Below are 12,342 nucleotides of genomic sequence, written 5' to 3' on the forward strand. Positions count from 1 at the left end.
CGCCGGCTACCCGGCCCCCACCACATCACTGACCGTCAGACCTGCCGCCTGCCGCGCACGGGCCAGCAGACAGAGGATCTCGAACATCATCGTCGCCCCGGCCAGGGCGGTGCCGCCGGTGGGGTCGAAAGGCGGCGCGACCTCCACCACATCGGCGCCGACGAAGTTCAGCCCCTCCAGCCCGCGCAGCAGACGCTGCGCCTCGCGCGTCGTCAGCCCCCCGGCCTCGGGCGTGCCGGTGCCAGGGGCGAAGACGGGGTCCAGGCTGTCGATGTCGAAGGTGAGATAGGCCGGCCCCGGCCCCACCACGCGGCGCGCCTCGGCGGCCACGGCAGCGGGGCCGAGATCGTCGAACTCCTCGATGGTGATGATGCGGACACCCTGTTCCCGCGCCCACACCATGTCATCCACGGCGAACAGGGAACCACGGATGCCGATCTGCACGACGCGGCGCGGGTCGAGCAGCCCCTCCTCGATGGCGCGGCGGAAGGGCGTGCCATGGGTCAGGCGCTGGCCGCCGAAATAACTGTCATTGGTGTCGGAATGGGCATCGAAATGGACCATGCCGAGCGGGCCAAGCTCCGGCTTCGCGCGCAGGATGCCGCGCAGCAGCGGCAGGGAGATCAGGTGGTCGCCCCCCGCCGCCAGCGCCCAGGCCCCGGCGCGCTGGACGGCCTCCACCGCGGCGGCGATGGCCTCCAGCGTCGCCTCCAGGTCGAAGGGGTTCACCGGCACATCGCCCAGATCGGCCACGCGGCACAGCGCGAAAGGGTCAAGCCGCGTCACCGGATGGACGCGGCGGATCATGGCCGACATCACCCGCATCTCACGCGGGCCATGGCGGGTGCCGGGGCGGTTGGTGGTGCCGCCATCGAAGGGCACGCCGAGCAGCGCGAGATCCAGCCCCGCCGCGTCCGGCCGCTGCGGCAGGCGCATGAAGCTGACCGGGCCGGCGAAGCGCGGCGTCACCGTGCCATCCAGCGGCTGCGGCCAGGAGGAAGGTCTGGAGGAAGCAAGTTCGGTGGACATCGGGTTCTGTCTCTCCGCGGCGCGGCAACCCTGCCCCGGGCCTCAGGGGGAAGCAACAGGGGGTCAGAAAAGGGAGGGGAAGAGAGGTTCTTTTTTGGAAAAAAGAACCAAAAAACTTTTTCAGTGCGGGCCGAGCTTCTGGCCATGGCGGGTGTGCCAGTCCAGCCAGTCGGCCATCATCACCGCCGGGGCACGCGGCCAGGAGGCCGGGGTCAGCAGGGAGAGGCGGTGGATCGCCATCGGCGGACGGTCGCGCAGGCCATGCAGTTCCACACTCGGCGCCTCGCCCGGCGCGGCGATGCGCCAGCGGAAACCAGGCAGCCGCTCGGCCAGCAGGGCGCACCACGCGCTGAGCGGCCAGAGATGCCCGCCGCCGATATTGTAGCGCGCCTCCGCCAGGGCCGGCGCTTCCAGCAGCGCCCGCACCGCCTCGCCCATGTCGCGCGAATACAGCCAGTCCCGGCGGGAGTCGCGCCCCAGCACAACCTCTTCGCCCGCCAGCGCGGCGCGCAGCACCTGCCACGGCGCGCTCAGCGTATCGCGCAGGCCCGTCTCGTATTCCCACGGGCCGCAGCAGACGCCCAGCCGCGCCACATGCAGCCCAAGCCCCATGGCGGAAGCCAGGCGAAGCCCCGTCAGCTCGGCCATCCACTTGGTCAGGGCATAGAGGTTCTGCGGGCGCGGCGTCGTCATCGCCTCGTCGGAGGGGGAGCCATCGGGCGCGCCATCGCCATAGACAGCATTCGAGCTGAGCAGCAGAACACGGCCCGGGCGCTGCTCCAGCGCGGCCACCGCCTGCAGGGCGGCGGCGACACCGGCCACATTCACCTCCACCACCGGCAGCGGCTCGCTGCGCTCACGCGCCGGGCCGGCGGTGATCGCGGCGCCCAGGATCACCGCCTCCGCCCCCGAATGGCGCAGCGCGGCACCCAGCGCCACAGGGTCGCGCACATCGCCGGCATAGGCGGTCAGGCGGCCAGGCAGGGCGGCAAAGGCCGCCCGCGCCGCCTCCGGGACAGGCGCGCGGTCGAAGCCGGCCACCTCATGCCCGGCGGCCAGCAACGCCTCGGTGATGGCAAGCCCGACAAAGCCAGCGGCACCGGTCAGCAGGATGCGCATCCGTCAGCTCCGCAAGGTCTGGAAGAGGCGGCCCCAGCCCTCCACCCGGCCCGGATCCACCCCGGCCAGGAGAAGGCTCTTCCACACCACGGTCGCGATGGTGTCATAGACGGGCAGGCCGATCTCCGCCTCCAGCGCGGCGGCCAGCGGCGCGGCGCGCAGATTGGTGCAGATCACCGCGATGGCCTCCGCCCCCTCCGCAGCCACCTCCCGCGCCATGCGGCACAGCGTCTCCGCCGGCACCTCGGAGAAGGAGAAATTATCCCGCAACCCCAGATGCCGCTCCCCGGCGCAGGCAATGCCCAGCCCGGCGTAATTCTCCAGGATGCGCGCCTGCACATCCTCCAGATAGGGCGTGACGAAGCCCAGCCGCCGCACGCCGCTGCGCGCCAGGATCTCGTTCAGCGCCAGCATGGAGGTGGTGGCGGGAATGCCCGTGGCCTCGGTGATGCGCCGGCACAGCCGCTCATCCGCCGCGAAGCCCAGCCAGCCGGAGGAAGTGCCGTTCCAGGCGATGACATCCACCTTCGCATGCGCCAGCAATTCGGCGGCGCGCAGGATCTCGCTGTCATCGAACTGCGCCAGCGCGGTGGAGGAGAGCGCGATCTCGGTGACGCGGAAGCGGCTGAAATGCGCCGAGACCTCAGGCAGGCCGGCGATCATCGCCTGCGTCACCGGCTCCAGCACCGTGTTGGAGGAAGGGGTGAGCATGCCCAGCAGGGCGCGGCGTGTCACAATGATGGCTCCCCTTGGCCGCGCGGACGGCACAGGCCCGCCGTGCCGGGGCGATGCCCGGCAAGACCCTCTGCCCTTAGCGAATCTTTACGAAGCTCGGACAGGGTGCGCCAGTCTTCTTCTTGACGCACCCCGCGCAAAATGGTTTCTTTTCCGCACAGAATTGAGGGTTATTTATTGCAGTATTTTCTTTTTCTGAAGAAAAAGAAACAAAAAGACTTTTTCAGTATTAATAAATAATTTTTAAATACCACCTGCACTCTGAAAAAGTTTTTTGGTTCTTTTTTTTCAAAAAAGAACGCTTTCTTTCATACCCCATAGAAGCGTCGCGCATTCCCCCCCAGGATTGCCGCCTGCTCCACAGGCGTGAGGCCCTGGAGCAAATCCAGGGTGATATCCTGCCAGGCGCCGTAGGAGGCGGCGAGGGTCAGCACCGGCCAGTCGCTGCCCCAGACCAGGCGCTCCGCCCCGAAACAGGCGAGCAGATGCGCCACGAAGGGCCGCAGCGTCTCCGCCGTGGCCCCTGGCGCGGCCTCGGTGAGCAGGCCGGACAGCTTGCAGTGCAGGCCCGGGCAGGCGGCGGCGCGTGCCATGTCGTCCATCCAGGGCTGCATCGCGCCATCGCGGATGGCGGGCTTGGCGCCGTGGTCGATGATCATCGGCAGGTCCGGATGGCGCGCCACCAGTTCAGGCAGCAGCGGCAGGTGGCGCGGCAGCACCAGCAGGTCCAGCCGCAGCCCGGCTGCGGCCATGGCGCGCAGCCCCGGCTGCACCGCGGGGTCCAGGATCCAGTCCGTGCGCGGCAGGTCCTGCAACATCGGCCGCAGGCCCTTCAGCAGCGGGTCCCGCACCAGGGCGGCGATGCGCGCGGGGGCCTCGGGCGCGGCGAGGTCCACCCACCCCACCACGCCCCGCGCCAGCCCGCCCGAGGCGCGGGCGGCCTCCAGCAGGAAGGCCGTCTCCGCCTCCGAGGGGTCGGCCTGGACGAGCAGCGTGGCCCCGACCGGGCCGAGCTGGGGACGCAGATCGGCCAGCGCGTAATCGCGCCGCAGCGGCGAGCCGGGCGCGATCCAGTCATAGCCGGGGCGGGCGAGGTCCCAGATATGATGATGCGCATCCACCCAGCTCATGCGCGCGGCGCCTCGATCACGCCCTTGGTCAGCAGGATATTGCCATAGAGCCGGGTTTCCCCCGTCTGCACGATGGCATAGGCCTGCTCGGCCTGGGCGTAGAAGGAGAAACGGTCGATGCCGACAGGCGCCGGCCCGGCATGGCGCGCCAGCACGGTGGTGAAGGCGCGCACCGCCTCGGGCACGGCGGCGGGGTCGCCCACCACCTGCATGGTGCGCACCGGGTCGCCAATGAAGGTATCGATGGGCAGCAGGGCCAGCACCGCATCCAGCACCGCATCGGCGGCGAGGCCCGGCAGGCGCAGCAGGCGCCGCGCCCGGGCGGAGGCGGGGAAATTGGCATCGGCCAGCACGATGGTATCGCCATGGCCCATGGCGCAGAGTGTCTGGAGCAGCTCGGGCGAGAGCAGCGGCGAAATGCCCTTCAGCATGCGCGGATTTCCTTCCCTTGAGCCGTGCGCGCGGCGCCGGCGGGGCTGACCATGTGCCGCCCCGCCCGGGCTGGCAAGCCGCCGCCGCACAGGAAAAAGGCGGAGTGCCGCACAGGAGGCCGTGATATCCCACCAGGGGCGAAAAGCGGCGCAATTGCCTCGCGCCGGGGGTGTTCGCGCGGTTGACCCGGTGGGGTGCGCCCCGCACCATCCCCTCCAGACAGCCCGCCCCGCCAGGGCGGGCGCAGCCTGCGCCGAGGCCACCCCGAATGATTCCCAGCGGCCCATCCCGCTCCCCTTCCCTGCCGCCGCGAGGCCGCGCGTGACCGCGCTCGGCAGTCCCGCCCTGCAGCGCCTGGCGGCGCATGCGCGGGAGGATCTGGCGCGCATCGCCCATCCCGCGCGCCCCTGGGTGCCGCCCCATGCCGCGCCGGATGGCGGCACGGCGCTGGACGTGCTGGTGGTGGGCGCCGGGCAGTGCGGCCTGGCCACCGGCTTCGGCCTGATGCGCGCGCAGGTGTCCAATATCCTCCTGGTGGATGCGGCGCCGCGCGGGCTGGAAGGCCCCTGGCTGACCTATGCCCGGATGCCGACGCTGCGCAGCCCGAAGGAATTCACCGGCCCCGATCTCGACGTGCCGAGCCTCACCTACCAGTCCTGGCACGAGGCCCGCTATGGCGCGGAACACTGGCAGGCGCTGGACCGTATCCCGCGCGAGGACTGGGCGGCCTATCTGCTGTGGCTGCGCGATGTCATCGCCGTGCCGGTGCTGAATGACACGCAGGTGACCGGCATCGCACCGGCGGGCGAGCTTCTGGCCGTGACGCTGCGCGACGCGGCGGGGGCGGAGAGCCTGCGCTATGCCCGCCGTGTCGTGCTCGCCACGGGGCAGGACGGGATGGGGCGCTGGTCCATGCCGGATTTCGTCGCGGCGCTGCCGCCCGCGCTGCGCGCCCACACCGCCGATGCGATCGACTTCGCCGCGCTGCGCGGCAGGCGCGTCGCGGTGCTCGGCGCCGGGGCCTCGGCCATGGACAATGCCGCCATGGCGCTGGAGGCCGGCGCGGCGGAGGTGCATCTCTTCTGCCGCCGGGCGGAGCCGCAGCTGGTGCAGCCTTATCTCTGGCTGACCTTCGCCGGCTTCCTGCGCCATGCCTCGGAGCTGGAGGATTCCTGGCGCTGGCGGATGATGCAGCATATCCTCGGCCTGCGCGAGGGCTTCCCGCAGCCGACCTGGGACCGCTGCGCGCGCCATGCCGGCTTCACCCTGCACAATGGGCGCCCCTGGACGGGCGCGCGCGTGGCGGGCGATGGCGTGGAGATCGACACGCCGCAGGGCCCCTTCCAGGCGGATTTCCTGATCTGCGGCACGGGCATCGAGATGAACCCGGCGCTGCGGCCGGAACTTGCCCTCTGTGCCCACAACATCGCCCGCTGGGCAGACCGCTACACCCCGCCCGAGGCGGAGCGCAATGAACGCCTCGGCCGCTTCCCCTATCTCGGCCCGGACTATGCCCTGCAGGAGCGCGTGGCGGGGGAGACGCCGTGGATCACGCGGCTGCATGTCTTCTCGATCGCCGCGACGATGAGCTTCGGTGCCTCCGGCTCCTCGATCAACGCGATGACGACGGCGGTGCCGAAGCTGGTTTCCGGCCTGACCGGCGCGCTGTTCCGCGAGGATCTGGAGCATCACTGGGCCTCGCTGCGGGCCTGGGACATGCCGCAGGCGGTGCTGCGCCGCCCGGAACCCGCCAGGGCCACCGCCTGAGCACCGGATTTTCCCCACCCGACGCCCCGCCTTGCCCCGGGCGCATGACGAAGGAGTGCGACGCATGGAAATCACCCGCCGCCAGGGCCTGATGGGCCTTGCCGCGCTGGCCGCCGCGCCGGCCCTGCTGCCCGGCGAGGCCGCCGCCCAGAGCCGCGCCGAGACGCTCCGCCAGGTGACCGGCGGCGCGGTGAACACACTGGACCCGACCATGCCGGGCTCGACGCGCGAGTCCTTCGGCATCAGCATGAATGTCTATGACCGCCTTGTTGGCTTCGGCCGCAAGATGGTCGGTGGCAACTGGGTCTTCGACCACACCGAGATCCGCGGCGAGCTGGCGGAGCGCTACGAGATCAGCGCCGATGGCCTCGTCATCACCCTGCATCTGCGGCGCGACGCGCTGTGGCATGACGGCACGCCGGTGACGGCGGAGGATGTGAAGTGGTCGCTCGACCGCCATGTCAGTTCGAAGTCGCTGGCGGTGTCGCAGTTCCAGACGGGCTCCCTGACCAGCACAGAGCAGTTCCGCATCGTCGATGCGCATACGGTGCAGGTGGTGCTGGACAAGCCGGACCGGCTGGCGCTCTCCAACCTCGCCGTGCCGTATGCCATCATGATCAACAGCAGGCTGGCGAAGCAGAATGCGACGCCGGATGACCCCTGGGCGCAGAAATGGATGCAGGCCAACACCGCCGCCGGCGGCGCCTATAAGGTGGAAAGCTTCCGCCCCGGCGTGCAGGTGGTGCTGGCGCGCAACGAGGCCTGGAAGGGTGGCCCCCTGCCCTTCTTCCGCCGGGTCATCTCGCAGAGCGTGCCGGAGGCGGCGACGCGCGCCAACCTGATCGAGAAGGGCGATGCGGACCTCGCCATCGATCTCCAGGCGGGCGATATCGCCGCGCTGACGCAGCGGGCGCAGGTGAAGGTGGCCTCCATCCCGCAGAGCAACGGCTTCACGCATATTTCCTTCAACACGCGGCAGGCCCCCTTCGACAATCCGAAGGTGCGGCAGGCCATCGCCGCCGCGCTGCCTTATGAGGACATGTTCAAGGCCTCGCTCTTCAGCCGTGGCCGCGTGCTGTTCGGCGCCGACTGGAAAGTGCCGCCGAATGCGGATTTCCCGCAGGCCCTGCCGATGAGGCAGGACCTCGCCCGCGCCCGCGCGCTGCTGACCGAGGCCGGGCTGGCGGATGGCTTCGCCACCACCTTCTCCTTCGGCACCAGCACCGCCGCCACCTCCGAGCCGCTGGCCGCGCTGGTGCAGGAGGCGCTGGCCAAGGTGGGCATCCGCGTCGAGATCCAGAAGCTGCCGGACGCCCAGCTCAACACGCTGCAGGCGGAGAAGAAGCTGGCCTTCTACACCGACTCCGGCACGGCCTGGCTGCCGGCCACCTATTACTTCTTCTACCTCTACTTCACGCGCGACCAGCGCTGGAACTTCGCGAACTGGGAGAATGCGCGCATCACTGAGCTGTCCAACGCCGCGCGCTTCGAGCGCGACACGGCGGCCTATGAGGCACAGTGCAAGGAGATGATTTCCATCCTGGCGGACCAGCTGCCGCTGCTGCTGCTCTGGCAGCCCAACATGGATGCGGTAATGAACAAGGCGATCGAGGGCTTCACCTACCAGTTCTACCGGCAGGTCGATTTCCGCGATCTGAAGCGGGCCTGAGCGGCATGCAGGTTCTGCGGCGCGCCGCCCTGCGCGTCGGCGGGCGGCTGCTGAGTTCGGTCCCGGCGGTGCTGGGCGTGGTCGTGCTCACCTTCCTGGTGATGCGCGTCCTGCCCGGCGACCCGGCGGTGTATTTCGCCGGCGGCCCCAGCGCGGGGCAGGAGCAGATCGACGCCCTGCGCGTGCAGATGGGGCTCGACAAGCCCCTTCCCGTGCAGCTTCTCACCTATCTGCGCGATATCGCGCGCGGCGATCTCGGCCGCTCGCTCACCACCGGGCAGCCGGTGGTGGTGGATATCGCACAGCGCCTGCCGGCCTCGCTGGAACTCACCCTCACCGCGCTGCTGCTGGCGCTGCTGGCGGCGCTGCCGCTCGGCATCCTGGCGGCGCTGCGGCCGGGCTCGGCGGTGGACCACCTGGTGCGCTTCCTCTGCACCATGGGCGTCTGCATGCCCACCTTCGTCTCCGGCCTGCTGCTGGTCTATGTCTTCTACTACCTGCTCGGCTGGGCGCCGGACCCGACGGGGCGGATCGATGTCTTCGCCGCCTCGCCGCCGGAAATCACCGGCTTCCTGCTGGTGGATTTCGCGCTGGTGGGCGATGGCGAGGGCTGGCGCGCCGCCGCGGCACAGCTGATCCTGCCGTCCTGCACCATGGCGCTCTTCGTCCTGGCGCCGCTGGCGCGGATGACGCGCGCCTCCATGCTGGCCGTGCTGGGCGGCGATTTCATCCGCACGGCGCGGGCCATGGGGCTGCCGGGCTGGCGCGTCATCCTCGTGCATGCGCTGCGCAACGCGCTGCTGCCGGTCATCACCATCACCGGCATCGTTTTTTCCACCATGCTCGGCGCCAATGTGCTCGTGGAGAAGGTCTTCTCCTGGCCCGGCGTCGCCTCCTACGCGCTCGATGCGCTGCAGGCCTCGGACTACGCGCCGGTGCAGGGCTTCGTGCTGCTGATGGCCAGCATCTTCGTCCTGGTGAATCTGGTGATCGACCTGCTCTACGGCCTCGCCGACCCGAGGGCCGCCGGATGAGCGCCGCCACCTCGGGCCTGCCGCCCCTGCTGCGCCATGCCGGCTGGGTGCTGCGCGGCAATCCGGTGACGGCGCTGGCCATGCTCGGCACGGCGCTGCTGGTGCTGCTGGCGCTGCTCGCCCCCTGGCTCGTGCCCTATGACCCCATCGCCAGCAATGTGCGCATGGCGATGCAGCCGCCCTCCGCCGCGCACTGGTTCGGCACGGACCAGCTGGGGCGCGACATTCTCAGCCGCCTGCTGATGGGCGCGCGGCTTGATCTCGCCATCGCCGCCTCCGCCGTCGGGCTGTCCTTCGTGGTGGGCGCGGTGGTCGGCGCCTTCTGCGGCTATCAGGGCGGCTGGCTGGACCGCGCGGTGGGCCGCGGCGTCGATGTGCTGATGGCCTTTCCGCTCTTCGTCCTCGCCATGGCCATGGTGGCGGCGCTGGGCAACCGGGTGGAGAACATCGTCTACGCCACGGCCATCATCAACCTGCCCTTCTATATCCGCTTCGCCCGCACGGAAGTCGCGGTGCGGCGGCAGGCGGGGTGGGTGGAGGCGGCGCGCGCCGCCGGCCATGGCCGCGCCGGGGTGGTGCTGGGCTTCCTGCTGCCCAATATCCTGCCCAACATCGCCGTGCAGATCTCGCTCAATCTCGGCTGGGCCATCCTGAACGCGGCGGGGCTTTCCTTCCTCGGCCTCGGCATCACGGCGCCGACGCCGGAATGGGGCATCATGGTGGCCGAGGGCGCCCGCTTCATCACCGCCGGGCAATGGTGGCTGGTGGCCTTCCCCGGCCTCGCCCTCATGCTCGCCGTGCTCTGCTTCAATCTGCTCGGCGACGGGCTGCGCGATATCCTGGACCCGAGGATGCGGACATGACCACGCCCCTGCTCTCGGTCGAGGATCTGCGCGTCTCCTTCTCCACCCGGCGCGGCACGGTGGAGGCGCTGCGCGGCGTCTCCCTCGCCCTGCCGGCGGGCGGCGTGCTCGGGCTGGTGGGCGAAAGCGGCTCGGGCAAATCCGTCACCTCGCTGGCGGTGATGGGGCTGCTGGACCGCGCCGGGCGCGTCACCGGCGGGCGCATCCGCTTCGACGGGCGCGACATCACCCGCGCCGGCCCGCGCGAACTGCGCGGCCTGCGCGGCGCCGAGATCTCCATGGTCTTCCAGAATCCGCGCGCCGCGCTGAACCCGATCCGCCGCGTCGGTGAGCAGATCGCCGAGGTGCTGCGCGCCCACCGCCCGCTCACCGGCGCCGAGGCACGCAAGCAGGCGGTGGAATTGCTGGAGGCCGTGCGCATCCGCGACGCGGCGCGGCGCGCGCAGGCCTTCCCGCATGAACTCTCCGGCGGCATGTGCCAGCGCATCGTCATCGCCATGGCCATGGCTTGCGCGCCGCGCCTGATCCTGGCGGATGAGCCGACCACGGGCCTCGATGTCACCACGCAGAAGGCGGTGATGGACCTGCTCGCCACGCTGACGCGTGAGCGCGGCATGGCGATGCTGCTGGTGACGCATGATCTCGGCCTCGCCGCGCAGTATTGCGACCAGGTGGCGGTGATGGAGCAGGGCCGCATCGTCGAGAGCGCGCCGCCGGCCGCGCTCTTCGGCACGCCGCGCCATGCCTATACGGCGCGGCTGGTGGCCGCCTGCCCGCGCCGCGATTCCACCATCGCCAGCCTGACACCCGAGGCGCCACCCCGCCCCGCCGCCGCGCCGCGCAAAGCCCCCGCGCCCGGCACTTCGCCTCCTGGCACGCCGCTGCTGCTGGAGGTGCAGAACCTCGCCAAGCGCTACCCGGACGGCACCGTGGCGGTGGATGATGTCTCCTTCACCCTGCAACCGGGCGAGAGCCTCGGGCTGGTGGGGGAATCCGGCTCGGGCAAGAGCACCGTCTCCCGCCTCGTCACCCGGCTGCTGGACCCGAGCGGCGGACGCATCCTCTTCGAGGGCGGCGATATCGGCGGCATTCCGGCACGCGACTTCCACCGCGCGCCGCAGCGGCGCGGCGTGCAGATCGTCTTCCAGGATGCGGGGGAAAGCCTGAACCCGCGCTTCACCGCCTTCGACAGCATCGCCGACCCGCTGCGCACGCTGGACGGGCTGCGCGATGGCGCCGCGCTGCAAAGGAAAGTCGAAGACTGCGCCGAGGATGTCGGCCTGCCGCGCGCGCTGCTGGACCGCTTCCCGCACCAGCTTTCGGGCGGGCAGCGGGCGCGCGTCGGCATCGCCCGTGCCCTGGCCATCGAACCGCGCCTGCTGGTGCTGGACGAGCCGACGGCGGCGCTGGATGTCTCCGTCCAGGCGGTGGTGCTGCAACTGCTGGACCGGCTGCGGCGGGAGCGTGGCCTCGGCTATCTCTTCGTCAGCCACGACCTCAATGTGGTGCGCATGCTGTGCGAGCGCGTCATCGTGCTGCGCCAGGGCCGCATCGTCGAGCAGGGGGAGAGCACGCGCCTGCTGCACGCCCCGGCCGAGGCCTATACGGCGGAACTCGTCGCCGCCATCCCGCATTTCGACCCTTCGGCCGCACCGCAGGCGGCTGTGGCCTGCTCTTGAGAGGGGCTTTTCCCCTCTCAAACCTGCGCGGCAGTGCCGCGCAGCCACCAAAGGCCTGAGGCCTTTGGAAACCCTTTCTGATGGCGGGTGCAGGGGACCCTGTCCCCTGCCCAAGGGAAAGAAAGGGGGGTGAGGGGGCAAAGCCCCCTCAAGGCGTCGCTCAGCGCCGCGGGCCAGGCTGGCGCAGCAGGCTGTGGCGGAAATCCTCGATATGGTGGCGCATCATGGCTTCCGCCGCCTCGCCATCCCCGGCGGCGATGGCGCCGACGATATCGGCATGCTGCGCCACCACGGCGCGGCGGTGCGACTGCTGCCCCGCCGCGATGAACCAGAAGCGGATGCTGCGGTCCTGCAGGTTGCGCAGGATGCCGGCCAGCACGGGGTTTCCCGCCATCTCCGCCAGCCGGCCATGGAATTCCTGTTCCAGCAGCATCAGCGTCTCGGTGTGCTCCGGCCCTGTCGCGGCGGTGCTGCGCAGCAGGATATCCTCCAGCGCCGCGAGATCGGCCGGGGTGGCGCGCGCGGCGGCGAGGCGCGCGGCATGGCCCTCATTGATCAGCCGCGCTTCCACCACATCCAGCAGTTCCGCCGTGTCCAGCCCGCGCACCTCGACACCGTGGCGCGGATGGATGGTGACGAGCTGCTCCAGCCGAAGCCGGTCGAAGGCCTGGCGCACGGGCGTGCGGCCCAGGCCGAGCTGCGCCGCCACCTCGGCCTCGATCAGCCGCCCGCCCGGGCGATACAGGCAGCGGATGATGCGCGAGCGGATGGCGCGGTAGGCCTGCTCCTGCAAGGACAGGGACGGGGGGGTGGAAATGGCGCGGCTCCGGCGGGGTGGGGGGGCAGCATGCCACCGGCGCGCGGCGCGCTCCAGGCCGGGCGGTG

Annotated in this window: 11 protein-coding genes; 5 read left to right on the forward strand and 6 right to left on the reverse strand. The window is 70.6% G+C overall.

Features of this window, described 5'->3' with window-relative positions; all coding sequences use genetic code 11:
* Window positions 1-6 precede the first annotated feature (6 nt).
* The 5 genes from speB to NON00_RS06995 all read right to left on the reverse strand — a co-directional run bounded on the left by speB (window position 7) and on the right by NON00_RS06995 (window position 4,444).
* Complete coding sequence (speB, locus tag NON00_RS06975; protein WP_256018990.1) at window positions 7-1,029, reverse strand: agmatinase; 1,023 nt, start codon at window positions 1,027-1,029, stop codon at window positions 7-9.
* A gap of 120 nt (window positions 1,030-1,149) precedes the next feature.
* Window positions 1,150-2,148 carry an NAD(P)-dependent oxidoreductase gene (locus NON00_RS06980; protein WP_256018992.1) on the reverse strand — a complete coding sequence of 333 codons (999 nt, stop codon included), beginning with the start codon at window positions 2,146-2,148 and terminating at the stop codon, window positions 1,150-1,152.
* Between the two features lie 3 nt (window positions 2,149-2,151).
* The gene (locus NON00_RS06985; RefSeq protein ID WP_256018995.1) at window positions 2,152-2,883 is read right to left on the reverse strand and encodes an aspartate/glutamate racemase family protein; all 732 of its coding nucleotides are present in this window, start codon (window positions 2,881-2,883) and stop codon (window positions 2,152-2,154) included.
* Between the two features lie 308 nt (window positions 2,884-3,191).
* Window positions 3,192-4,013, reverse strand: coding sequence for an amidohydrolase (locus NON00_RS06990; RefSeq protein ID WP_256018998.1), 822 nt, complete (start codon window positions 4,011-4,013; stop codon window positions 3,192-3,194).
* On the reverse strand, window positions 4,010-4,444 hold the full coding sequence (locus NON00_RS06995) for an RbsD/FucU family protein (protein WP_256019001.1): 435 nt from the start codon (window positions 4,442-4,444) through the stop codon (window positions 4,010-4,012). The genes NON00_RS06990 and NON00_RS06995 overlap by 4 nt, the downstream gene beginning before the upstream one ends.
* 322 nt (window positions 4,445-4,766) lie before the next feature.
* On the opposite strand from NON00_RS06995, the gene NON00_RS07000 reads away from it, so the two are divergent.
* The 5 genes from NON00_RS07000 (at window position 4,767) to nikE (ending at window position 11,457) form a co-directional block, all read left to right on the forward strand.
* Window positions 4,767-6,212, forward strand: a complete 1,446-nt coding sequence (locus tag NON00_RS07000; protein WP_256019004.1) for an NAD(P)/FAD-dependent oxidoreductase — start codon at window positions 4,767-4,769, stop codon at window positions 6,210-6,212.
* Between the two features lie 64 nt (window positions 6,213-6,276).
* Window positions 6,277-7,881, forward strand: coding sequence for an ABC transporter substrate-binding protein (locus NON00_RS07005; RefSeq protein ID WP_256019007.1), 1,605 nt, complete (start codon window positions 6,277-6,279; stop codon window positions 7,879-7,881).
* Window positions 7,882-7,886: 5 nt separating this feature from the next.
* Window positions 7,887-8,915, forward strand: coding sequence for an ABC transporter permease (locus tag NON00_RS07010; RefSeq protein ID WP_256019010.1), 1,029 nt, complete (start codon window positions 7,887-7,889; stop codon window positions 8,913-8,915).
* Window positions 8,912-9,778, forward strand: coding sequence for an ABC transporter permease (locus tag NON00_RS07015; protein ID WP_256019012.1), 867 nt, complete (start codon window positions 8,912-8,914; stop codon window positions 9,776-9,778). The genes NON00_RS07010 and NON00_RS07015 overlap by 4 nt, the downstream gene beginning before the upstream one ends.
* Window positions 9,775-11,457, forward strand: coding sequence for an ABC transporter ATP-binding protein (gene nikE / locus NON00_RS07020; protein ID WP_256019015.1), 1,683 nt, complete (start codon window positions 9,775-9,777; stop codon window positions 11,455-11,457). Before NON00_RS07015 ends, nikE begins: the two co-directional genes overlap by 4 nt.
* Window positions 11,458-11,617: 160 nt before the next feature.
* On the opposite strand, the gene NON00_RS07025 is transcribed toward nikE, so the two are convergent.
* Complete coding sequence (locus tag NON00_RS07025) at window positions 11,618-12,250, reverse strand: GntR family transcriptional regulator (RefSeq protein ID WP_256019018.1); 633 nt, start codon at window positions 12,248-12,250, stop codon at window positions 11,618-11,620.
* Window positions 12,251-12,342 lie beyond the last annotated feature (92 nt).

It is taken from the genome of Roseomonas sp. GC11 (assembly GCF_024437745.1).
Lineage (GTDB): Bacteria > Pseudomonadota > Alphaproteobacteria > Acetobacterales > Acetobacteraceae > Pseudoroseomonas.